The organism is Croceitalea vernalis (assembly GCF_031846405.1).
Lineage (GTDB): Bacteria > Bacteroidota > Bacteroidia > Flavobacteriales > Flavobacteriaceae > Croceitalea > Croceitalea vernalis.
Genome location: NZ_JAVRHU010000002.1, coordinates 1 through 23,497 on the forward strand (window position 1 = coordinate 1; position 23,497 = coordinate 23,497).

The window sequence follows — 23,497 nt, forward strand, 5'->3', positions numbered from 1 at the left end:
GACCAAAGAATGATGAAAAGTAAATAGCCATAGTAACATCATCACTATAGAATGGAAAGAAAAAGTAGTATTTGTCTTGCCAATTAACTTTGTCATACGAACAGATTAACCAGTTTATTTTATAAAATGGGGGAACTGCTTTACCGTAACTTATTTGTAGGAAATTCTCAAAGGGATTTAAAATTAAGAAATAAATAAAAAAAACAATCGTTAAAATAAACGAATTCACGTTTTTTGTGGTTTTTAACACATTTAATGTTATGTCATTAAAAAACAAAGCAATTTCTAGCTTTAATTGGACTATTCTAGATGGTCTTGTAAGTCAAGGATTTCTTTTCATTGTAGGAATTGTTTTGGCGAGGATACTCTCACCGGAAGAGATTGGCATAATAGGTTATCTAACTGTTTTTCTTGCTATTGCAAATATTATCGTTGAAGCCGGTTTTGGAAGTGCCTTAATTAGAAAAACAACAGTTAGCGTTAAGGATTACAATACAGTTTTTTTTATAAATTTAATTACTGCTTTTGGGCTTTATATTCTTTTATATTTTACAGCTGAAATAATTGCTTCATTTTTTGAAACTCCGATTCTAAAAGAAATTTTACAACTTGCAGGAGCTGTATTAATTATCAACGCACTTTCGTTAATTCACAAAACTCAATATACCAAATTTTTAAAATTTAAGTTACAAGCAATAGTATCAGTAACTGCCGCCGCTATTTCTGGAATTTGCGCATTAATAATGGCTTATGCTGGATATGGAGTTTGGAGTTTAGTTGCATTGGCTGTTGTAAGGCCTGCAATAGTTTGTATTGTCTATTGGATTACCAATGATTGGCGCCCAAAATGGTTGTTTTCATGTAACAGTTTCAAAGAACTATTTGATTTTGGCTATAAATTACTTTTAGCCAATATGATTAATACTATTTATCATAATATATTTTACATTGTTATCGGAAAGTATTTTTCAACTGCTAGTTTAGGCTTTTATACTAGAGCTGAACAATTCAAAACACCGGTAAGTAGTAATATTACAGCAGCAATACAACGAATTAGTTTTCCAATTCTTTCTACAATAAAGGACGATGAAGAAAGATTAAAAATAGCTTTTCAAAAATTTATAAGATTTGCAGTTTATATAAATTTTCCAATCCTTCTGGGTTTAATTGCAATGGCTAAGCCTATGGTATTTTTGCTTATTGGAGAAAAATGGGAAACATCAATATTATATTTTCAATTATTATGTATAGCTGGATTGCTTTATCCTTTACAAATATTGCACCTAAATTTATTATTGGTTAAAGGGCATTCCAATCTAAATCTACGCCTAGAGGTAATAAAAAAACTAATCCTAGTTCCAATCATTATTCTTTCAATTAAATTGGGTATATTATTTATGATTTATGGTTTGGTGTTTTTTGCATTTATTGAATTTTTCATCAATAGTTTTTATACTAGAAAATTGATCGGATATTCTTGGAAGGAACAGTTTATGGATATTTTACCAATATTATTCCTTTCCATAGTAACATCATTAATCATGTTTTCAATTTTGTATTTTAAATTGTCTGATTTAATAACATTTATCTTGCAAATTATAATTGGAATTTTTGCATTCATTCTTGGGTCAAGACTCTTAAATTTACCTGAGTTTGATGAAGTCTATCAAAAAGTACAAGGTGTCTTTTCAAAGTTGGTATAAGCTTACTAAAATTGTTTTTAGTGTATTTCATCGAAAAAATAGTGATTTTAACGTTTAAAATATGCCTTTTGACGATTTTTGAAATGAATATAAGTTTAGAACACTTGGAGACTTCTTTGTCAAAATGAAAATATTACCTATTTCCTTCAAATATAGATTTAAAGCCTTTTTTCTTTTATTGATACTTTTAAATGTATGTCTTTCTTGCGCCTCTGAGAGTGATTTCTATCAAACCCTACAAGAATTAAATGACTCCTTGATTGAAGATGTATTGGAAGAACAAAATTCTGAGGAAGAGATTGACGATAATTCTGATGAAACTGAAGAGGAAGAACTGCCCGCAGATGATACTTCAACAAATGACGATGAATCAGAGCCAATCGAAAATTTTATTTATAGCGAAAACGTATTTTACGTAAGTGTTGATGGGCAGTCTTCAAACAGTGGTAAAACAGAGCAAGAACCTTGGAGTGTAGAACATGCTTTTAGAACTGCAAAAGCCAAGGATACCATATTTATAAAAGCCGGTAATTATGGCAATGTAGATTTATTAGTAACCAATTCTGGTAATAGTGAAGGAGGAATTTTCTTTATCGGTTATTTTCAGTTTCCGTTAGATGTGATTAGTAATGGAGCCGCTACGGTGTCTTATGAGGACTATAAACAAAATAATGATTCTTTTGATACAAATATTTTACCAACATTTATCGGAAACCGCACTAATGACATTGGTCTTGGAAGTGCCATCAGAATGTTTGATAAAGATTACATTCATTTAGAAAATTTACAAGTACAATATTACAAGAGTAATATTGTAAATAGGGGGGGAGAGTATTGTGTTTTTAAAAATATTATCACCACAGATGCTGGTGACTTTTATATTGAAAATAGCGATAAAGATGGTAATTCCGGGTTTAATATGACTGGACAAGGGTTGACAATTGATGACGGTGATTATAATGTAGTTAGGGATTGTTTGGCAATAAATTGTGGAATGCGCGGAGTCATTGTTGAAAATGGCAGCGAATACACCGAACACTACAATAATAAAGTATATTCTGACAATGGTATTAACGCCACAGACTACTATTATTTAATTTCTTCAAATAGTAGTCATGCAATTTTAGATAATATTTATGTTGAAAGGGCGGAGGGTATGCATCATATAGCCCATGGGATTTGTTTGAAAGACGGGGCGAATAACAATATTGTAAGAAATTGTACAGTCGTAAACACAAGAATTGAACTTAGCTTTGATGATGTGACGGAAAACCTAGTTGAAGATTCAATTGTCATTGGACGAGATGAACATGTAGGTTGTATAAGTGTTGCTAATGGAGCTCATCATAACACATTTAAAAATGTTACTGTAGAGAAAGCTGCTGGAGGAGTTAAATTTGAAGATTGGATAGATGGTGATGGCGACGGAGCAAGTAATGCAGGTCACCATAATGAATTTATAAATTGCACTTTTAAAGGTATGGAATATGGTGTTGCCTTTTATTTTTGGGATGTTATTTACACTGAGGCCTTTGACAACACTTTTACCAATTGTAGTTTTGAAAATTTGGAGGTTTTATTCCAAATCAATAGGCCAAATAGGAATACGATATTTGAGAGTTGTAATTTTGAAAACATTTCAGATTTAATCAACTCGAGAAGTAAAAACGGCTTGTATCCTGATTTTGAACTTGATGCAAAGTTTTATAATAGTACCACATCTAATTTAGGATTTACTTTACCATAATAATCTTTTATTATAGTCAAGTTATAGTCTTTGGTCAGCATTTTCAAGAATACCTTTTACATCATAAATTATACTGTTAGGTTTTTGAAAATCACTCATATTTAAATCTAAGAATTGTTTATGTGATACAAGTAAAACAATTCCGTCATACTTTTTACCAGAAATATCTTTTATTAAATCAAGTCCATATTCGTGCTTAACTTCATCTGAAGTAGCCCAAGGATCATAAACATCAACATTGGTACCATAGCTTTTTAGGTTGTTGATAACATCTACTGCTTTTGTATTTCTTACATCAGGGCAGTTTTCTTTGAAAGTTATACCAAGTGCGAGAATATTACTTTGCTTTACTTTGATGTCATTTAAAACCATCAATTTTACAACTTCAGATGCTACATACTTACCCATACCGTCATTTAATCTTCTACCGGCTAAAATTATTTCTGGATGGTATCCATATTCTTGAGCTTTTTGAGCTAGATAATAAGGGTCAACTCCAATACAATGACCACCAACCAGACCTGGCTTAAATGGCAGAAAGTTCCATTTAGTGCCTGCTGCTTCTAAGACCGCATGAGTATCAATATCCATTAAATTAAATATTTTGGCCAACTCATTGACAAAAGCAATATTTATATCCCTTTGGGAATTTTCAATAACCTTTGCGGCTTCTGCAACCTTAATATTTGTTGCCAAATATGTACCAGCTTCTATAACAGAATTGTATAAATCATCTACCTCTTTTCCAATGGTAGGTGTTGATCCTGAAGTTACTTTTAATATTTTTTCAACAGTATGTTTTTTATCACCCGGATTAATTCTTTCCGGGGAATACCCAACATAAAAATCCTGATTAAATTTAAGGCCGCTAATTTTTTCTAGTACTGGTACGCATTCTTCTTCGGTAACTCCAGGATATACGGTAGATTCATATATCACTATATCACCTTTTTTCAGTATACTTCCAACAGTTTCACTTGCTTTATATAATGGAGTAAGAATGGGCCTGTTAGTTTTATCAACTGGCGTTGGTACTGTTACTATATGAAAATTACATGTCGATAAATGTTTTTTGTCTGATGTACAAAATAGTCCATTAACTGAACTATCATCTGTTTTTAAAACTTCTTTTAAGATTTCATCTTCCACCTCCAAGGTGTCGTCATGACCTTTCTGTAATTCTTCAACACGTTTGGTATTAATATCAAAACCTATAACAGGATATTTAGTGGCGAATAACCTTGCCAACGGTAAGCCTACATAGCCTAATCCTATAATTGAAATCTTTATGTTTTTCATGTAAGAAGTTTAGTTTTTTGTAAATTTTTTACCAATTTGATAGTATTCAAACCCTAATTCTGCAAGGTATTCTTCATTATATTGGTTTCTACCATCAAAGATAATAGCATTATTGAGTTCTTTTTTTATCTCATTAAAATCAGGTGCTCTAAATTCTTTCCATTCAGTTAGTAAAACTAGAGCATCGCAATTTTTTAATGGGCTATATTTAGAATCGTAATATGTGACGTTTTTATTGTCCTTTAGATAAAATTCTTTTGCTTCATTTATGGCTTTGGGATCATAAGCCCTAACTTTGGCTCCTTTTTTAGTTAATTCATTAATGATATAAATGGAAGGGGCTTCCCTCATATCGTCAGTTCCTGGTTTAAACGATAAACCCCATATAGCAAACTCCAATCCACTTAAGTTTTCACCAAATCGATTAATTATCTTATGGACAATGACTAGTTTTTGTTCATTATTTACTGCTTCCACAGCATGAATTAATTTAGGAGTATATCCATTAGCTTCAGCTGTTTTTGTTAATGCTTTGACATCTTTCGGAAAACATGAACCTCCGTAACCGCTGCCGGGATAAATAAAACTATACCCTATTCTTTTATCAGATCCAATACCAATTCTCACTTTATTGACATCTGCACCTACCAACTCACAAATATTTGAAATTTCATTAATGAATGAAATTTTGGTAGCAAGCATTGCATTGGCCACATATTTTGTCATTTCTGCTGATCTCACATCCATTGCTATGAATCTATCTGATGTACTTCTAAAAAATGGAGCGTATAAATTTTTCATTTTTTTTGACACCAACTCATCATCTGTGCCAACCACGACCCTATCTGGTTTCATAAAGTCATTTATGGCATCTCCTTCTTTTAAGAATTCTGGGTTTGATGCAACGCTAAATGCGATATCAAGTTTCCGTTTTTTTAATTGCTTTTCAATAGTTTGTTTGACTAAATCAGCAGTACCTACGGGCACCGTTGATTTATTTACTACTGTTAATGGACTGTTCATATTAGTGCCGATAGTCTGAGCTACTTCTAAAACATACTTTAAATCCGCAGAGCCATCTTCCCCCATTGGAGTACCAACAGCTATAAAAGCAAAGTCACTATTATCTAAAACATTTTTGATACTTGTTGAAAAACACAGGTTTTGAGTTTTTAAATTTCTTTTAACCATAGTTTCTAATCCTGGTTCAAAAATTGGAAGTATTCCCTTTTTTAAATTTTCAATTTTTTCAGAATCAATGTCAACACATGTTACTGAATTGCCCATTTCAGCAAAACAAGTACCACTGACTAAACCAACATAACCGGTACCAATAACAACAATTTTCATTTTCTATCAATTTAGATTAGTCCAATACCAATTTACAGCTTCTTTTAAACCGGCTGAAACACTAAACTTGGGTGCATAACCTATCCCTTTTTTTGCTTTTTCAATAGAAGCTAAAGAATGGGGGACATCTCCTTGTCGTTCAGGACCATAAATTATAGAAACATTATTAATAGTTTCATCAAATTTAGATAAGAGTTTTTTTAGCATATCAACTAATTCATTCAATGACGTACGTTCTCCAAAGGCAACATTATATACAGTGTTTGATGCGCTTGAGTCAGCAATTATCGATCTAACATTGGCTTCAATTACATTATCTATGTAAGTAAAATCTCTTGAAAAGGTTCCATCACCATTGATTTTAGGTGATTGATGCTTTACTAATTGAATAACAAATTTTGGAATGACCGCTGCATAAGCACCATTAGGGTCTTGTTTTCTACCAAAAACATTAAAATATCTTAATCCTATAGTTTCTAGTCCATAAGTATCATTAAAAATTGATGCGTACAACTCATTTACATATTTGGTTATAGCATAAGGAGATAATGGTTTACCAATTACTTCTTCAACTTTTGGTAAACCTTTTGAATCACCATATGTTGAAGAACTAGCAGCATACATAAATCTTTTTACTTTGGCATCCCTCGATGCTATCAACATATTTAAAAAACCCGAAACATTTACATCATTACTAGTAATTGGATCTTTTATTGACCTCGGAACGGAACCTAGCGCTGCTTGATGAAGCACGTAGTCAATGCCTTTACAGGCTTTGTGACAATCTTCAATGTTTCTTATATCACCATTAATAAATGTAAAATTTTCACTTGATTTTAAATGGGAGATGTTATTTTCCTTGCCGGTTGCTAGATTATCTAGGCAAACGACAGTATTACCATTATTTAATAGTGCTTCACAAAGGTTAGACCCAATAAAACCAGCCCCACCTGTCACTAATATTTTAAATTCTTTAGAGAGTCCTAATCTTGAAATATTCATATATTATATTAATGTTTTTAATCTTAACCTAATTAAATAATAAATGTTGTAACGAGATAAGTATTATTCTTGCTTGTAATACTTTTTATACCATTCAATAAATGACGTCACCCCGCTTTCAACACCTGTTTTCGCTTCAAAACCATAATCTTTTCTAAAACTTGAGGTATCAGCCCATGTTTTTAAAACATCTCCAGGCTGTAATTCTAGAAGTTGTTTATTTGCTTTTTTCCCAAGTCTTTTCTCTATAACTTCAATAAAATGATTCAGTTTAATCGATTTTCCTCTTCCAATGTTATATATTTTATATAAAGAGTTTTTTGTTTTTTTATCAATAACTAATTTTATGCCTTCCACAATATCATCAATGTAAGTAAAATCTCTTTCCATATCACCATTATTGAATACTTTAATTGGCTTACCCTTTATAATGGCATCAACAAACAAAAACATAGCCATGTCAGGTCTTCCCCATGGCCCATAGACTGTAAAAAATCTAAGCCCTGTTGTTTTTAATTTAAATAAATAACTATAAGTATGAGCCATTAATTCATTGCTTTTTTTTGAAGCAGCATATAGGCTTATAGGTTTGTCAGTGGTTGAGCTAGTTGAAAATGGGATTTCTTTATTAAGCCCATAGATACTTGAACTACTAGCATAAATTAAATGTTTAACTTTAAAATCCTTACAACATTCTAGGATATTTAAAAAGCCGATAATATTACTATTCACATAAGTATCTGGATTTGTAATGCTATATCGAACCCCTGCTTGAGCTCCTAAATTACAAACAATATCAAACTGAAAATCTTTAAATATTTTGACCAAAGAAGTCTTGTCTTCAAGAGAAACTCGTACAAATTTGAATTTATTGTTAAGCGAACTACTACTTAATGTATTAAAAGAAGAAGCCTTTTTAGGTGCTATACCTAGTTCAATTAATCTGTCATATTTTAGTTCGCTATCATAATAATCATTGATATTGTCGATACCTATAAGCTCATAGGATTTTAAATTCATTAAACTTTTACAGAGATTAAACCCGATAAAACCAGCCGCTCCAGTAATTAAAATTTTCATTAAAAATTTTTTGTCAAATATCAATAATCATATTGTAATAAATGATAAAAAAACTTGAAATCAAAGGTATTTTAAACACCTCTAGAGAAAAGTATGGTAGTAACGGTTTTAAAAATGATTCTTAAGTCTAAAACAACAGATTTGTTTTTGATGTAGTATAAATCATACTCAAGTTTACGGATTGAATCTTCCATGTTTTCTCCGTATTTATATTTGACTTGAGCCCAACCCGTTATGCCTGGTTTAACTAAATGACGAACATTGTAAAAAGGTGTAACTTCATTAAGTTTATCAACAAAAACCTTTCTCTCGGGTCTTGGCCCTATGAAAACCATATTACCCTCAATAACCGATAATATTTGAGGTAGTTCATCAATCCTGAATTTTCTTAATATTTTTCCAAACTTGGTAATTCTTGCATCATTTTTAGTTGCCATTTGAGCACCTTTGCTTTCGGCATTAACAACCATTGATCTAAACTTATAAACTTTATATTCCTTACCATATTTACCGACTCTTAATTGTGCATAAAATAGTGGCCCTCGATTAAAGAAAATATTCATTATATAGACAAAGGGTACCACACTGAAAAAGGCTATTCCTGTAAAAAAGGCTAAAATAAAATTGAAGCAGAAACTGGTGATACTTTGAACGTATCTAATTTTATTATTTTTTAATTGGAGTATTTCATATATACTATCGTTGTGCGAATCAATTGGTAAGGCCTCATAAATACTTTCATAGAAGGATGTGTAAGTAATGATGTCTTTACGCTCTAAAATTGAATTAACCATTTTTCGCTCCATCTTTGGGCTAAAATGATTGTAATTTCTAGTATTGATAATCCAAGTATCTACATCTTTTTTTAAATCATTTAAATCACTCTCAGCTTCAGAGATTTCATTATTTAGATAGGTGGAGACTACTTTGTGATGTGTTTCTTTTTCGTCATCACCATTAATCAAACCTATATTCTTGTTGAGCGAATCTTCTGTAGTATTATCATAGAGATATAGTACCCTTTTGGTTATTGGAACGAATTTAAAAATGTAATTAAATAATAGCCTCCATAAAACCAATTGAATAGGACAAAATATTGTAAAAACAGCAAGATGTATTCTCCAATATGCAAAATCAAAAATAATGGTTGTGATAATGAATTCGGCTATTGTAAAAATGAAGGCAATAGAAAAAACACGAATTGCAGTTAACGTTAGGGTTTTGGGTGCTTTTTCTAAATTATATAAGTCCAGAACATAAGCTATTGTAAAATAAGCAACTAAACCGATAATAAAAATCAAAACCTTTGTTGTTAAAGTTTCATCATCTTGATAATCAATTGCTCTTAAAATGAAATTACGTAAAGAAAAACCAATAATGAGAAAGTCTCCAATAAATAAAATGGATTTTCTTTCGATAGCATTCAATATCGTTTTATTGGACATAGGTAGTTAGTATTTAGCTCTTTTAAAACGTCATGAAAGAAAAGCTAGTATAAATTTAAAAAATATATGTCCAGAGAATTAAAAATTAACCAACAAAAACGCAATCTTTTTGATAAAAAATATTCAAACGTCCGATTTTTTTACTTCTTTAACGAAAAGACTTTTAAAAGACATTTTAAGCAATGCAATTGTCCTATTTTTGTTTTCAAATTAAATAAATCACAACGAATGAAAGTATTTCATGAAAGGTTGTTCCCCATAGGTTTAGTTTTTTTTATAGACGTTTTGCTTACGGCAATGTCTTTTGTTTTGTCCTATGCTTTATGTTCTTTTATTCTTCCAGATATTAGTAGCCATACAATGCTAGTACAGTTGCCTATTGTAGTGGCAATTACATCAATGATTTTTTTGTTTATTGGAATATATAAGGGAATAGTTAAATACGACCGGATAAGAGAAGTCTATAGTATTTTTAACGCTATATGTTTAGCTAATATTTTAACAATAGTTCTGGTTGTTATTAATGGAAAATTGGTTTTAGAGAATGATTTGATGGTGCCGCTTTCAATCATCATAGTCCATAGTGTTTTAAGTTTTTCAGCATTAGTGGCATCAAGGTTTTTATATAAAAACATTAAAAGACGTATTTCTTCTAAGTTCAGACCTCAAATAAAAGTTGTTTTAATAACGGACCAAGAATATGATAATAATTTTTTGGCAAATGTCTCAGGAAAGTTTGAGGACCAAAACAGAAACCTTCTTAAAATATTTACAAGTATTAATGGTGATAAAAATTTAAAACAGCTATCGGATTACGTAGAGGAAAAACAAATCGCTGAATTATTTATGCTTAATCGAAACTCTAACTCAGATAGTTATTTTGAAACACTAAATGAAATTTATTCTTTAGGAATTCCAATAAAATCTATTAACGATTTGGATGAATTCGAAATTGCAGAGTTAAACTATGAGACTATTTTTCCAAATCAAATTCAAAATAATTTATTCAATCAAAGTGATTTAGCAAGACTAGAGAACAAAACAATATTTATAACAGGAGCCGGAGGTTCTATTGGTAGTGAGTTTGCAAAAAGGCTATACAGACTCAATATTAATGCAAGAGTTGTTTTAATTGACAATTCAGAATCTAGTTTGAATCATATATCAGGATTTTTAAGTAATTCTTCTTCGTTAGAAATTATCCCAAAACTCTTAGATATCAAGGATAAAAAATTGATGAAAAATTTATTTGACGATTTTAAACCTTCGATTGTAATTCATACTGCAGGTAACACATTTCTGGAGTTTTTAGACGAAAATCAAAATAAGACGATACAACAAAACCTTACCTCTACAAAACTAATTGCAGATTTAGCTAAAGAATTTAAGGTCGAAAAATTTGTATTCTGTTCTTCAAATAAAGCTTTTAAACCAACAACAACACTTGAGGTTAGCAAGAGACTCGCTGAACTATATCTTGAAAGTTTAAATGAAAAAAGTTCAAAAACTGATTTTATTTCTTTGAGACTTAATAAGGTTTATGATACCAAAAACTCAGAAGTAAATTACATTAAAGGTCAATTAAGTTTAAATAGACCAATTAACTTGAAATTTATTTATAAGGAGGAAGTATTTACTAATTTGAAAGATGTTGTTAGTACTATTCTTTTTCTCACAGTTAATCAGGATGAATTTAAGAAAGGCACTTTTTCAACTTCAATTGGAACGAAGATAGATTCAGAGCTTTTAATTCAAATTATTAATCTTATAGAAGGCCCTGAGGGTAACATTTTAAATGAAGGTAGTTTTAAAAATGATTTTATTGAAGAGAATATTTTTGAAAATTACAAGTCTTTAAAAAAATATAGTAAAGCTGAAGAATTTTTGAAATTAGAAAATGAGTACAAGAAGTTGTCAAAAGACAAAATACAACAAAAAGTAGAGCACATTTGTTTAAACGTGTTGTTCGATGATAATGATTCTGAACCGATTTTTGACTTAATAGAAGATTTTGGGTTAGGTAAATGGAAACGGGAGTATAATAGGTACTTGGACAAAGGCAAAAAAGAAAAAATTATCAAGCTACAGACCAATTAGGAATGATAATTTTAAATGTATTTTAAAAGAGTTTACTTTATATACTATTTTTGTAAGAAATATACCATTACGATGAACATCAAAAAACTTGTCAATTGCATTAATTTTATTTTAATTTCTTCATTCTTAATTGTTTTAAATTCATGCGCTTCTAAGTCAGAAGTTGTTTATTTTCAAGATGTTAGTAATTTTGAAACAATCGTGAATGAAGACAATTTTGCTCCTAAATTTAAAATTGATGATGTCGTTAGCATTCACATTTCTACGTTAAACCCTGAAGCTAGTGCTCCATTCAATCTTTTTAGAGCGCCTTCGCAATCAGAAGTAACGAAACTCGGAGGTACTATACAACAAGTAGATTATTTAGTGGATCAAAGCGGCGAAATTGACTTTCCTGTCATAGGAAAAATTAAAATTGCAGGACTTTCACCGGAAGAATTGCGAATTAGTTTAAGAGAAAAACTTACTGATTATTTAAAGAACCCAATCATCAATATAAGATTACAGAATTTTCAAGTGACTATTTTAGGTGAGGTAAATAGACCAGGTACTTATCAAATTAATGGGGAAGAAATAACTATTATGGAAGCTTTAGGTCTTGCAAATGATATTACTTTGAAAGGTCTAAGAAAGAATGTTCTGGTGATTAGAGATTTTAATGGAACAAAAATTTATCATCGTATTGATTTGACTTCAAAAAAAGCGGTACAGTCGCCAGTGTATTATTTGACTCAAAATGATGTAGTAATTGTTGAACCTAATAAATCTGCTATTACTTCTTCTAGTTTAGATAATAGGGCAACAATAGCTGTTTCGATTGCCTCAATTCTAATTACCTCTACAGTTTTGATTTTAACACGAAACTAAATTCGAGAATAATTTTATGGATTCAAACATCGGATTAACTAGCAATAGTATTGATATAAGTAAGATTGTCGCTAGCTATACAAAGCATTGGAAGTGGTTTTTACTATCCATTGTTATTTTTGTGGCTGGTGGATTAGTATATCTTCGGTATGCCATACCTCAGTTTGCTAATGCCGCTAAAATTCAAATACTTGAGGAGAATGGTTCTAATCCGGAATTATCGCTTTTTAAAGATTTAAATTTTTTATCAGGCGGAGGTAATAAGGTTGAGGATGAATTAGAAATTTTAAATTCTAGAACAAGTTTTATTGAAGTAGCTTATCAATTGGGGCTTAATGTAAAGTTCTTTGAACTAGGCAATATTAAAGATTCTGATTTATACGAAGACATACCATTTGAATTAAATTTTATTAAAGCAGACTCTATAATCAATAACTCAAAAGCAAATTATTTTATTAATGTTACTTCTAGTAATAAATTTGAGTTCAAAGAGGATAGGGATGGTGAAAAAAATGAATTTAAAACTTATTCGTTTGGTAATAAAATTAAAACTCTATTGGGGGACATTGTCGTTCTTCCTAAACAGGCTGATGTCAGTAGGTTAAGTGGTAAAAAGTATAAAATTGAAGTTATTCCGCTTTCTAAAATAGCAGAATTTTATAAAAAGAACACAGCAATTGAACAGTCTAAGGAATTTTCAAACATTGTGAATCTATCATTAAAAGACCCAGTACCAGATAGAGGTAGAGATATTTTAAATGCATTAATCAATAACTATAATGACAATGCTATCGAAGACAAGAAAAATGTTGCCGATAAAACTTCAAGTTTTATTGAAGATAGAATTGCTGAAATATACTCAAACCTTTCCAATGTAGACCAGAGTGCACAAGATTTTAAGACTGATAGAGGTTTAACGGATATTGCTTCACAGGCAAGTTTAAATCTAACAGTTGGTGCTGAGAACCAGCAGGAGCTTCAGCAGGTCTCAACGCAATATAGTATTGCGGCAAGTATGAAAGACTATGTTGAGTCTCAAGATGGTTATGAGGTTTTACCATCCAATATAGGCTTAGCAGACGCCTCAATCGCGGCAACAACAGCTAAATGGAATCAATTGGTTTCCCAAAGAGAAAGATTATTGAAAAGTTCAAATGAAAAGAACCCAATAATTGTCAACTTGGATCAAGAGCTTAATGGTTTAAAACGAAGTTTACAATCAAGTTTAAATAGTATGACCAATACTTTAAATTTGCAGGTTAATAATTTGAGTTCTCAACTCTCAAGACTAAATTCAAAAATTTATTCCGCTCCAAAAAATGAAAGAGCCCTTAGAGATATTACAAGAAAGCAGCAAACAACAGAATCTCTATATTTATATCTTTTACAAAAAAGAGAAGAATCTCAAATAACTTTTGCATCATCTACACCAAAATCAAAAGTTATAGACTTTGCATATAGCGATTCTTTTGACCCTGTTTCACCAAATAAACCAATTATACTTTTAGCTTCAATCCTTTTAGGCTTTATTGTGCCTTTTGCTGGTGTTTACGTTTCAAGTTTAATGGATAATAAGGTACACAGTAAAACTGGAGTTGAAGATATAGTGAAGAACATTCCTGTTTTAGCAGAGCTCCCTAAATTAGAAAGAAAGGAAGCTAAAATGGTTGAAAGTAATGACCGTTCAATTTTAGCGGAGTCTTTTAGAATTTTGAGAACCAATTTAGATTATTTATTAAGAACTAAGAATAGTTCAACACATGCTAATATAGTTTTAGTAACCTCAAGTATACCGGGTGAGGGTAAAACATTTGTATCATCCAATCTTGTAAAAATACTTGCTACTACTAAAAAGAAAGTTCTTTTAATTGGAGCTGATATTAGAAACCCAAAGATTTATAAATTCTATAATTCATCATTGGCAAAAGAGACAGATTCTAAACCAAGGCATACTAATGTTGGTTTAACAGACTATTTATTTGACGAAAAATTTTCTAGCAAACAGATAATTCAAAATATTGATGTAGGTGAAGAAAAAATTGATGTTATTTATTCAGGAAAGATTCCGCCAAACCCTACAGAATTATTGATGAAAGACAGGTTTAAGGATTTGTTGGATGAAGTTTCTGACAAATATGATTATATAGTAGTTGATTCAGCGCCAGTTATTGCCGTTAGTGATACTCTTTTAATCAGTAATTATGTTTCACAAGTAATATATGTGACAAAAGCCGGATATACTGAAAAAAGAATATTAGAAGTTCCTATTCAGTTAATGAAAGAAGGTAAATTTCCAAATTTAGCCTTTGTAGTTAATGCGGTTAAAAATTCTGATTTAGGCTATGGTGGTAAATATGGTTACGGCTACGGAGTTAAACAGAAAAAATGGTGGCAATTGGGTAAATAAACCTATAAGAATAGTTTATTATTATCAATTATTGTTAGCAGCTGACTTGCGGTTTGTTTACTTATTTTTATTTTTCTGATACTAGATAAATGTCTAGAATTATGTACATCACTGCCGATAAAATCATACAAACCATCATTGAGTAATTTCAACGCAGTTTTATTGATTTCTTTTCCATAGTAATTACTTAGAGATAAAAGATTCATTTGAAACTTTAGTCCTTTAGACTTATAGTACTCATATTTTTCGTAATCGCTATTTAAATATTGATAGCGTTCTGGATGAGCAAAAACAGGGAAAAATTGCTTGCTTTGAATCTTTTGAATAGATACATCAAAATTGATACTTGGTTGTAGATAAGACATTTCAATGAGCAGATGATTTGAATTTAAAGGTAAAATTTTATCTTTTCCTAAAATATGTTCAAAATTATCATCAATCATATGTTCCGCAGCATAATTCAATTTTACATCATATTTTTCCTCCTTTAAGACCTTCTTTAATTTTTTGTAAGATTTCTTTATGGTTTTAGGGGTATTTTCATAGTAATTATGCATAATATGAGGGGTGCAGATAAAATCTTTTACACCGAATTCTCCAAAGCCTTTAATCAAATCAATAGATTCTTCTGCAGTTTTCGCACCATCATCTATTCCAGGCAAAATATGGTTATGGATGTCAATGAATCCCTCTAGATAATCAACTAAGTATTCTTTTTTTGAAAAAAAACTGAACATTAATAAGTTTTGGAGCCATAAAGATACGATATGCTTTTTTTGTAAATAAATTATTTCCCGATACAGAAATTAGAAAATATATTTCCTAAAAGATCGTCTGTAGTAACACTTCCTGTAATCTCACCTAAATGATATAAAGCCTCGCGAATGTCAATAGTCATTAAATCACTAGATAATTCTACTTCAATGCCTTCTTTTACTTTTTGAATAGCTCCCAATGCTTTCAACAAGGCGTCATAATGACGACTATTGGTCACAATAGTATCATCCTTACCAAGCTCACCTGTATTTGAAAGCTTGAGTAATTCTTCTTTTAAATTGTTAATTCCAATCCCAGTTTTAGCAGAAACCAGTTGAATAGATTTAAACCTACTTTGGAGTTTAGCTTGTCTCTTTTTATCAATTTCATCAATCTTATTTGCAATCAGAAGTATTTTTTTGTTAGGAAAATCTTTTTGTATTTTTTCAATCGCTTGGTGCTTATCTTTTTTTGCTTCAAAAAGATAAATAACAAGTCGAGCTTGCTCAACTTTTTCAAACGCTTTTGTAATGCCTATTTGTTCAATTTTGTCATTAGTGTCTCTTATCCCTGCTGTGTCAATAAATCTAAAATTTATTCCTCCAATGGTAATTTGATCTTCCACAGTATCACGAGTAGTACCTGGTATATCACTTACAATAGCTCGTTCCTCATTTAATAAGGTATTAAGAAGCGTAGATTTGCCGACATTTGGTTCACCGATAATTGCAACAGGTATCCCATTTTTGATAACATTACCTAGAGCAAACGAGTCAATTAACTTTTTTAAAAGTTCTGTTATTTTACTTAGGAGTTCATTGAATTGAGTGCGGTCAGCAAACTCAACATCTTCTTGAGAAAAATCTAGTTCTAATTCAATTAATGATGCGAAATTTAAGAGTTCCTGCCTAAGGTTAGAAATTTCATTACTAAAACCACCACGCATTTGTTGCATTGCTATTTGATGTGAAGCCTCACTATCACTAGCGATCAAATCGGCAACAGCTTCAGCTTGACTTAAATCCATTTTACCATTTAAAAAAGCCCTTAAGGTAAATTCGCCAGCTTGAGCAGCTTTGCAACCGTTTCTTAAAAATAATTGAATAATTTGTTGTTGAATATATGGTGAGCCATGACATGATATTTCAGCCACATTTTCGCCAGTGTACGAATTAGGTGCTTTAAAGATTGAAACTAAAACCTTATCTATAATTTTATTTTCATCAATAATGTGTCCTAGATGGATAGTATGAGTCTTTTGTTTTGTTAAATTCTTATTTCTTACAGACTTAAATTGCTTAGCGACTATTTCAATGGCGTTTATTCCAGAAATACGTATTACCGCTATAGCGCCTGTACCAGAAGCACTGGCTAAGGCTATAATATTATCATTATATGTCATACTGCAAAAATACGAATTACCCATTCTTTGTAACATTTATAATAAAAATGCTACAAATAAGTACATCATTAAATCAATCAAAAAATGGAAGTATTAAATCAACAAGTTTTAAGAAAAGACAATAGTCTCGTGTCGTTAACGCATTTAAGCCAATTATTGCACTATGTGACTGGTTTTGGAGGGTTTTTAGTGCCTTTAATAATTTGGCTTACCTCTAAAAATACTGTTGAGGGTATGGATGTGCATGGTAGGTCTATTATCAATTTTCAATTGAGTATGTTACTATATATAGTTTTAAGTATTCCGGCTATATTATTATTGGGACTTGGAATATTAACTTTAATTGCTGTTGGAATTATAGGTTTTGTAGTCCCTATAGTTAATGCTGTAAAAGCTGCAAATGGAGAGAATCCATCATACTTTTTAACTATTAAATTTATCTAATAAAAAAGGTTGCATTAATTAATGCAACCTTTTTTTAAGTATTTGAAGTTGGTTTTTCAACTATTTAGCATTACGGGCATAACTAACATTGTTACGTGTTCTCCTTCATCTAATCCATCAATAGGTGTTAAGATTCCTGCTCTGTTAGGTAAACTCATTTCTAAAGAAACTTCATCAGAATTAAGATTATTTAGCATTTCAACCAAAAATCTTGAATTGAAACCTATTTGCATATCATCACCTTGATAGGCACATGAAAGGCGTTCTTCTGCTTTATTGCTATAATCAACGTCTTCGGCAGAAATATTTAATTCCGCTCCAGCAATTTTAAGACGAATTTGATGTGTTGTTTTATTGGAAAATATACTCACTCTGCGAACTGAACTCAAAAATTGATTTCGAGATATCGAAAGTTGATTTGGATTTTCTTTTGGTATAACAGCCTCATAGTTAGGGTATTTACCATCAATTAACCGACAAATAAGCTCCGTGTCGTCAAAACTAAATTTCGCATTACTCTCATTATATTCGATTTTAACTTCCGATTCAGAACCTGACAAAATACCTTTTAAAAGATTTAAAGGTTTCTTAGGCATTATGAATTCTGCAACCTCAGAAGCTTGAACATCATGTCTTTGATATTTTACCAATTTATGCGCATCCGTAGCCACAAAGGTTAAATTCTCAGTTGAAAACTGAAAAAAAACACCGCTCATAACAGGCCTTAAATCATCATTACCAGCAGCAAAAATTGTTTTGTTAATCGCAGTTGCTAAAATGTCCCCCATCAATGTTGTGGCACTAGGGTTTGATAATTCAACTGCCTTAGGAAATTCGGCGCCATCAGCATAAGCTAAAGCATATTTCCCGTGATTAGAACTAATTTCAATAGTATTATTATCTTCGATTATAAAAGTTAATGGCTGCTCTGGAAAGGTCTTTAAAGTATCTAAAAGAAGTCTTGCAGGCACAGCGATGGCCCCTTCAGAATCTGAGTCAACCTCTAAAACCGAACTCATTGTTGTTTCAAGGTCGGAAGCAGAAACAGTCAATTTGTTTTTATTCAAGTCAAATAGAAAATTATCTAAAATGGGTAAGGTGTTGCTACTATTAATTACTCCACCTAAAACTTGTAATTGTTTTAATAAATAAGTGCTTGATACAATAAATTTCATGCTGTCAATTTACATTTTTAAAACCACAAGAACTTTTAAATGGGCTATTGTGGTTAAACAAAGATATTTTAAAACTACTTGCTTAGAAAACTAATTTATCAACACCTAGCTAGTATATTTCTTTCTTCTAAGATAATTGAATACGATCCCTAATAGTAAGGTAATAATAACGGGAACACCAATGTTTATCAATTGCCACATTGATTTTTGAGAGCTTATTTTTTCAATATCTAGAAGAGGAATAGCAACTTTTTTATTTCGAATGTTTATAAGTCCATTATCGTCAAGAAGATAATTAATACTATTAATCAGGAACTCTTTATTACCATAGGTGTTGTTTGTCCACTTATCATATCCCAAAGTAAGCGGTCGACCATTTTTAATTTGATTTTTAATCATATCTCCATCTGCAATAACTAGCATTTGGTTTAGGTCACCACGTTCAACTGGCTTATCAATCGTAATTGGTTTTAGTCTATTGGTAAATGCAGAAGTGAATTCACCTTCTATTAAAACCACCAGAGGTAGGTTTCCTTTTTGTAAATAAGATTCTTTATTAGGTTGAGCATTTAAAATTGATAAACTGATTTGTTTAGGAATGCCATCAGCCTTTGATAATGGTGATGAGCTTAACAATACAGTTTTTGTATTTTTATTAGCTATGGTATCAATAGCGTTGGCAAATTGAAATCTAGAAGCTTCAATATTGGTGTTTATAGGGTGATTATTCTTTGAGAATACCATAGGGTGATAGACCCAGGGCAATGGATTGTATTGAGATTCATTAGCTTCTCCTGTTGCTAAAACTATGGGTGTGTTATATAAATCATTAATTAATACTGGATTAATTCTAATACCATATTTAAAAAAGAAATCATCAAGATTTAAATCTCTTCTCAAGGCCATATTGGCTCCATTTTCATTAAAAAGACTGTCCAATTCCATTACAACTTGGTCTATCAGCCAAATAGATTTTCCACCCTTAATAATATATTGGTCTAATACGTATTTTTCTTCATCACTAAAAGCTTCTGTCGGTTTGGCAATTAAAGCTAAATCAAAATTGGAAAGTTGATCTAATACTTTTTGAGGATTATTATCTACAGAGTCTAATGTTATAGCACCAATATTATAATATTCTCTAATAGAAGTTAAATAATCAGCCACGTAAATATCATCTAACTGACCATTCCCTTTAATGACAGCAATTCGCTTTTTTTCTTTCAAAGATAATTTGGTAAAGGCATCTGCAAAGGCATATTCTAATTGCTGAACCGAATTATTAATTCTGTCATCAGTGGTTGCACCGAGTTTATTTTTTAAAAGAGGTACTTTAATGGTCGTATTATTATAATTAATCATAGCCCATGGAAAAACGAGCTCATTAGAAACTTTTCCATCCTCTTCAATAGAGACATTAGCCGGTGTAAGTCCAAGCTGTTGCAATTCATTTATTGCCTGCTGTTTGTCTTTTATTTCATCTAAAGGACTAACAAAATCAAATTGAATTTCTTTGTTAAAAAATTTGAACTGCTTTAATAATAAATCTGTTTCGGTCTTAAGTTTAGTGAATTCTGAAGGTAAGTTTCCATCTAAAAGAATATCAATTATTACTGGAGAATTGAGCTTTTTTACAGTTTCGATAGTTGCTTCTGATAATGTATAACGCTGATCTTCAGTTAAATCAATTCTTGTGTACAAATAAGTGCTTAAGATATTAATAATCAAAAGTGCACCAATGCCTTTTAAAACAGTTAACGTATGTTTTTTTATCATTTACTACTTGTATTAAGATTATTACAAGTCAGGTAGCAGAAGAAAAAAGTTAAAGCTACAAAGTAAACTATGTCACGGGTGTCAATAATACCTTGTGCAATGCTATCAAAATGGGTTTTTGCTCCAAATGATTTTATAAATTGTTGTGTATTCCCGTTAGTACTTAATGAGGCTAATGATTCAAATCCGAAATAAACCAAGAAACAAAGTACTATGGCTAGAATAAATGAAAGTATTTGATTGTCAGTAATAGAAGATGAAAAAACACCAATGCTGGTATAGGTTGCTATTAAAAAAAGTAACCCAAAATAAGAACCAATAACTACTCCAACGTCATAATTACCTTCCGTTAATCCTAAATTATGAATTGAAATGACATAGATAGTGGTTGGAATAATAGCGACTAAACTTAATGCAAATGCTCCCAAAAATTTACCAAAAACCAGTTCTAAAGTACTAATAGGTTTTATAATTAATAATTCTAAAGTGCCCAGCTTTTTCTCTTCTGAAAAACTTTTCATTGTAATCGCGGGAATAAGAAAAAGAAATACCCAAGGAGCAAGTAGAAAAAAATTACTTAAATCGGAGAATCCGTAATCAAAAATATTGAAACTTCCTTTGAATACCCACAAAAAAAGACCTGTAAGTAAAAGGAATAAGGCTATTATTAGATACCCTATTGCTGAGGTGAAAAATGATTTTATTTCTTTTTTGAATATTGCAATCATATAATATTAGCTCAAAATGGCTTTTTTTGAAACACTCCAAGCTTCAGGTTTTGCATCAAACATTACTTTGGTTTTTGACCAAACAGATTTAAAAAAATCAGAATTTCTATAATTTTCTAAATCATTTTCATTATTCCAATAGCTATAGGTGAAAAAGATATTGGGATTATTTTTGTCTTGATATAATTCTAATAAATTACATCCATCAAACTCTCTAATTTGAGTTTTAGTCTCTTCAAATACTTTTTCAAAACTAGAAATATTTTCCTTCTTAAAACTTAATTTGACGATTCTCACCAACATTTATAAAAAATTTACGGTTATCATGTCTAGATGTTTAAGACCTAAAAGGGTTGAAGCCCCACCTACCGATTTCAAATCACTTTTATAAATAGCAAGTTCAATATTCCCAGATGAATTAAACAACGCAAGTAAATCACTTGGTCCTAATCTTTGATTTTCAGGCAATTCATATTTTATAATACCATTGTAACTATGATGAATTGAATTAATTTTTTGGCGACGAGCGATTATCTCAAATGCCCGACCATTTCGGTAAGCTTCAAATAAGGTTTTTGTAATATTAGTAACCACATTACCATAATTATCGGTATAAATAACGTTCCCTATAATTGTTTTACCATTATTTGTAATACGCGGTTCTAATTCCTTAATTTCTTTAAGTCGATTAAATGGCTTACTTACCACTCCAAGTTTACCACCTCTTGCAATATGACAAGCAACTTTAATAAATACTTCTAGAATTGGAAATGAGTTTTTTCCAGTATTCGGTAGACTTATTTCAACGAGTTCTTGATGTTTTGTGTTTTTAGCAATTAAAGATATGATACCATTATTCGCTCCTATAAAGTAATGCCCGTTCATAAAAACTGCTATATGTTCATTTTCTGGCGATACTTCAGAATCCATTCCTATAATGTGAATGGTACCCTCAGGGTAATAATGATACGTGTTTTTAAGGATATAAGCACACTCTTGAATGTCTAGAGGAGAAATTGCATGTGAAATATCAACAACATTAGCATTAGGCACTTCTTTTAAGATAGCGCCTTTTATGGCAGCAACATAATGGTCCTTATAGCCAAAATCTGTTGTGAGTGTTATAATTGCCATTGGTTTACTGTTGATATGTTTTTGCTTCTTAAAAGCCTTTTTTAATTAAGTTTGTTTGTAAAATTAAACAAAAGGAAGAAGAAGTTTTTCCAAAAAAAATTCACTAACAAATAAATCGTAAATTTTCTTTGAACGAACTGATATTAGAACTTACTGAGATTAGCCCAAGAGATTTTTTTGGGCAACAAAATGAGAACATAGAACTCCTTAAAAAATATTTTCCAAAACTAAAGATTGTAGCGAGAGGAAGTAAAATTAAAGTTTATGGTGATGAAGAATTGTTAGAGGAGTTTGACAAGCGATTTGATATGCTTACAGCTCACTTTGCTAAGTATAATAAATTAGATGAAAATTCTATTGAACGTGTTTTAACTAGCAATGGTGAACAAGAAAAATCTTCAAAGTCAAGTGGCGAAGTGCTGGTACATGGTGTAAGTGGTAGATTAATAAAGGCCCAAACTGCTAACCAGCGTCGTATGGTAGACGCAAGTAAAAAAGATGATATGGTTTTTGCCATTGGACCTGCGGGAACAGGTAAAACCTATACGGGCGTAGCCCTAGCAGTAAAAGCTTTAAAAGAAAAGCAGGTTCGACGTATTATTTTAACTAGACCAGCAGTAGAGGCTGGCGAAAATCTTGGTTTCTTGCCGGGTGATCTAAAAGAAAAATTAGACCCCTATATGCAGCCTTTGTATGACGCACTACGCGATATGATTGCTCCAGAAAAATTAGAGAAATATATTGAAGATGGTACTATACAAATTGCTCCAATGGCATTTATGCGGGGTAGAACTTTAGATAACGCCTTTGTTATTTTAGACGAAGCTCAGAATACTACTCACGCTCAAATGAAAATGTTTTTGACACGTATGGGTAAGAATGCAAAATTTCTATTGACAGGTGACCCTGGTCAAATAGACTTGCCTCGAAGAGTTATTTCAGGGTTGAAAGAAGCACTTCTTATTTTAAAAAATACTGAAGGTATTAGCATTATTTATTTAGATGACAAAGATGTAATTCGTCATAAACTCGTCAAGAAAGTCATTGACGCTTATAAAAATATTGAGCACCAAAATTAATTTAGC

Annotated in this window: 19 protein-coding genes; 7 read left to right on the forward strand and 12 right to left on the reverse strand. The window is 31.0% G+C overall.

What is annotated here, in order from left to right:
* Window positions 1-260: 260 nt before the first annotated feature.
* Together RM520_RS06435 and RM520_RS06440 are read left to right on the forward strand one after the other, a co-directional pair.
* The gene (locus RM520_RS06435; protein WP_311387397.1) at window positions 261-1,703 is read left to right on the forward strand and encodes a lipopolysaccharide biosynthesis protein; all 1,443 of its coding nucleotides are present in this window, start codon (window positions 261-263) and stop codon (window positions 1,701-1,703) included.
* Window positions 1,704-1,827: 124 nt separating this feature from the next.
* Window positions 1,828-3,450: a hypothetical protein gene (locus RM520_RS06440; protein WP_311387398.1), complete on the forward strand. Its 1,623-nt coding sequence runs from the start codon at window positions 1,828-1,830 to the stop codon at window positions 3,448-3,450.
* A 21-nt stretch (window positions 3,451-3,471) separates the two neighbouring features.
* Here RM520_RS06440 and RM520_RS06445 read toward each other — a convergent pair whose 3' ends face one another.
* The 5 genes from RM520_RS06445 to RM520_RS06465 all read right to left on the reverse strand — a co-directional run bounded on the left by RM520_RS06445 (window position 3,472) and on the right by RM520_RS06465 (window position 9,626).
* A complete protein-coding gene (locus RM520_RS06445; RefSeq protein ID WP_311387399.1) occupies window positions 3,472-4,749 on the reverse strand; it encodes a nucleotide sugar dehydrogenase in 1,278 nt (425 codons plus the stop codon).
* 9 nt (window positions 4,750-4,758) lie between these two features.
* Complete coding sequence (locus RM520_RS06450) at window positions 4,759-6,099, reverse strand: UDP-glucose dehydrogenase family protein (protein ID WP_311387400.1); 1,341 nt, start codon at window positions 6,097-6,099, stop codon at window positions 4,759-4,761.
* Window positions 6,100-6,105: 6 nt separating this feature from the next.
* Window positions 6,106-7,101: an SDR family oxidoreductase gene (locus tag RM520_RS06455; protein ID WP_311387401.1), complete on the reverse strand. Its 996-nt coding sequence runs from the start codon at window positions 7,099-7,101 to the stop codon at window positions 6,106-6,108.
* 63 nt (window positions 7,102-7,164) lie between these two features.
* The gene (locus tag RM520_RS06460) at window positions 7,165-8,181 is read right to left on the reverse strand and encodes an NAD-dependent epimerase/dehydratase family protein (protein ID WP_311384906.1); all 1,017 of its coding nucleotides are present in this window, start codon (window positions 8,179-8,181) and stop codon (window positions 7,165-7,167) included.
* A gap of 71 nt (window positions 8,182-8,252) precedes the next feature.
* Complete coding sequence (locus RM520_RS06465) at window positions 8,253-9,626, reverse strand: sugar transferase (RefSeq protein ID WP_311384907.1); 1,374 nt, start codon at window positions 9,624-9,626, stop codon at window positions 8,253-8,255.
* A gap of 228 nt (window positions 9,627-9,854) precedes the next feature.
* Between RM520_RS06465 and RM520_RS06470 the strand changes: the two genes are divergently transcribed.
* From RM520_RS06470 to RM520_RS06480, 3 genes are all read left to right on the forward strand, one after another.
* A complete protein-coding gene (locus RM520_RS06470; protein WP_311387402.1) occupies window positions 9,855-11,723 on the forward strand; it encodes an SDR family NAD(P)-dependent oxidoreductase in 1,869 nt (622 codons plus the stop codon).
* Between the two features lie 72 nt (window positions 11,724-11,795).
* Window positions 11,796-12,590 (forward strand): polysaccharide biosynthesis/export family protein, encoded by a 795-nt coding sequence (locus tag RM520_RS06475; RefSeq protein ID WP_311384909.1) that lies wholly within the window; start codon window positions 11,796-11,798, stop codon window positions 12,588-12,590.
* Window positions 12,591-12,606: 16 nt separating this feature from the next.
* Window positions 12,607-14,997 (forward strand): GumC family protein, encoded by a 2,391-nt coding sequence (locus RM520_RS06480; RefSeq protein WP_311384910.1) that lies wholly within the window; start codon window positions 12,607-12,609, stop codon window positions 14,995-14,997.
* A 2-nt stretch (window positions 14,998-14,999) separates the two neighbouring features.
* On the opposite strand, the gene RM520_RS06485 is transcribed toward RM520_RS06480, so the two are convergent.
* Together RM520_RS06485 and mnmE are read right to left on the reverse strand one after the other, a co-directional pair.
* The gene (locus RM520_RS06485) at window positions 15,000-15,734 is read right to left on the reverse strand and encodes a tyrosine-protein phosphatase (protein WP_311387403.1); all 735 of its coding nucleotides are present in this window, start codon (window positions 15,732-15,734) and stop codon (window positions 15,000-15,002) included.
* A gap of 50 nt (window positions 15,735-15,784) precedes the next feature.
* The gene (gene mnmE, locus RM520_RS06490; RefSeq protein WP_311387404.1) at window positions 15,785-17,155 is read right to left on the reverse strand and encodes a tRNA uridine-5-carboxymethylaminomethyl(34) synthesis GTPase MnmE; all 1,371 of its coding nucleotides are present in this window, start codon (window positions 17,153-17,155) and stop codon (window positions 15,785-15,787) included.
* An 84-nt stretch (window positions 17,156-17,239) separates the two neighbouring features.
* On the opposite strand from mnmE, the gene RM520_RS06495 reads away from it, so the two are divergent.
* Window positions 17,240-17,599 (forward strand): DUF4870 domain-containing protein, encoded by a 360-nt coding sequence (locus RM520_RS06495; protein ID WP_311387405.1) that lies wholly within the window; start codon window positions 17,240-17,242, stop codon window positions 17,597-17,599.
* Between the two features lie 56 nt (window positions 17,600-17,655).
* Here RM520_RS06495 and dnaN read toward each other — a convergent pair whose 3' ends face one another.
* The 5 genes from dnaN to RM520_RS06520 all read right to left on the reverse strand — a co-directional run bounded on the left by dnaN (window position 17,656) and on the right by RM520_RS06520 (window position 22,412).
* Window positions 17,656-18,774: a DNA polymerase III subunit beta gene (dnaN, locus tag RM520_RS06500; protein ID WP_311387406.1), complete on the reverse strand. Its 1,119-nt coding sequence runs from the start codon at window positions 18,772-18,774 to the stop codon at window positions 17,656-17,658.
* 105 nt (window positions 18,775-18,879) lie between these two features.
* Entirely contained in the window at window positions 18,880-20,550 is a 1,671-nt protein-coding gene (gene gldG, locus RM520_RS06505; protein WP_311387407.1) for a gliding motility-associated ABC transporter substrate-binding protein GldG, read from the reverse strand.
* A complete protein-coding gene (gldF, locus tag RM520_RS06510; RefSeq protein WP_311384915.1) occupies window positions 20,547-21,278 on the reverse strand; it encodes a gliding motility-associated ABC transporter permease subunit GldF in 732 nt (243 codons plus the stop codon). The genes gldG and gldF overlap by 4 nt, the downstream gene beginning before the upstream one ends.
* Window positions 21,279-21,284: 6 nt before the next feature.
* Entirely contained in the window at window positions 21,285-21,581 is a 297-nt protein-coding gene (locus tag RM520_RS06515; RefSeq protein ID WP_311387408.1) for a putative quinol monooxygenase, read from the reverse strand.
* Window positions 21,582-22,412, reverse strand: a complete 831-nt coding sequence (locus RM520_RS06520; RefSeq protein WP_311387409.1) for an SAM hydrolase/SAM-dependent halogenase family protein — start codon at window positions 22,410-22,412, stop codon at window positions 21,582-21,584. It abuts the gene before it with no gap.
* A gap of 128 nt (window positions 22,413-22,540) precedes the next feature.
* On the opposite strand from RM520_RS06520, the gene RM520_RS06525 reads away from it, so the two are divergent.
* Window positions 22,541-23,491 carry a PhoH family protein gene (locus tag RM520_RS06525; RefSeq protein WP_311384918.1) on the forward strand — a complete coding sequence of 317 codons (951 nt, stop codon included), beginning with the start codon at window positions 22,541-22,543 and terminating at the stop codon, window positions 23,489-23,491.
* Window positions 23,492-23,497: the final 6 nt, after the last annotated feature.

Excerpts from the sequence above, each read along its gene's own strand:
- RM520_RS06435 (WP_311387397.1), top strand. The coding sequence starts at position 261 with ATGTCATTAAAAAACAAAGCAATTTCTAGCTTTAATTGGACTATTCTA.
- RM520_RS06440 (WP_311387398.1), top strand. The coding sequence starts at position 1,828 with ATGAAAATATTACCTATTTCCTTCAAATATAGATTTAAAGCCTTTTTT.
- RM520_RS06445 (WP_311387399.1), bottom strand. The coding sequence starts at position 4,749 with ATGAAAAACATAAAGATTTCAATTATAGGATTAGGCTATGTAGGCTTA.
- RM520_RS06450 (WP_311387400.1), bottom strand. The coding sequence starts at position 6,099 with ATGAAAATTGTTGTTATTGGTACCGGTTATGTTGGTTTAGTCAGTGGT.
- RM520_RS06455 (WP_311387401.1), bottom strand. The coding sequence starts at position 7,101 with ATGAATATTTCAAGATTAGGACTCTCTAAAGAATTTAAAATATTAGTG.
- RM520_RS06460 (WP_311384906.1), bottom strand. The coding sequence starts at position 8,181 with ATGAAAATTTTAATTACTGGAGCGGCTGGTTTTATCGGGTTTAATCTC.
- RM520_RS06465 (WP_311384907.1), bottom strand. The coding sequence starts at position 9,626 with ATGTCCAATAAAACGATATTGAATGCTATCGAAAGAAAATCCATTTTA.
- RM520_RS06470 (WP_311387402.1), top strand. The coding sequence starts at position 9,855 with ATGAAAGTATTTCATGAAAGGTTGTTCCCCATAGGTTTAGTTTTTTTT.
- RM520_RS06475 (WP_311384909.1), top strand. The coding sequence starts at position 11,796 with ATGAACATCAAAAAACTTGTCAATTGCATTAATTTTATTTTAATTTCT.
- RM520_RS06480 (WP_311384910.1), top strand. The coding sequence starts at position 12,607 with ATGGATTCAAACATCGGATTAACTAGCAATAGTATTGATATAAGTAAG.
- RM520_RS06485 (WP_311387403.1), bottom strand. The coding sequence starts at position 15,734 with ATGTTCAGTTTTTTTTCAAAAAAAGAATACTTAGTTGATTATCTAGAG.
- mnmE (WP_311387404.1), bottom strand. The coding sequence starts at position 17,155 with ATGACATATAATGATAATATTATAGCCTTAGCCAGTGCTTCTGGTACA.
- RM520_RS06495 (WP_311387405.1), top strand. The coding sequence starts at position 17,240 with ATGGAAGTATTAAATCAACAAGTTTTAAGAAAAGACAATAGTCTCGTG.
- dnaN (WP_311387406.1), bottom strand. The coding sequence starts at position 18,774 with ATGAAATTTATTGTATCAAGCACTTATTTATTAAAACAATTACAAGTT.
- gldG (WP_311387407.1), bottom strand. The coding sequence starts at position 20,550 with ATGATAAAAAAACATACGTTAACTGTTTTAAAAGGCATTGGTGCACTT.
- gldF (WP_311384915.1), bottom strand. The coding sequence starts at position 21,278 with ATGATTGCAATATTCAAAAAAGAAATAAAATCATTTTTCACCTCAGCA.
- RM520_RS06515 (WP_311387408.1), bottom strand. The coding sequence starts at position 21,581 with ATGTTGGTGAGAATCGTCAAATTAAGTTTTAAGAAGGAAAATATTTCT.
- RM520_RS06520 (WP_311387409.1), bottom strand. The coding sequence starts at position 22,412 with ATGGCAATTATAACACTCACAACAGATTTTGGCTATAAGGACCATTAT.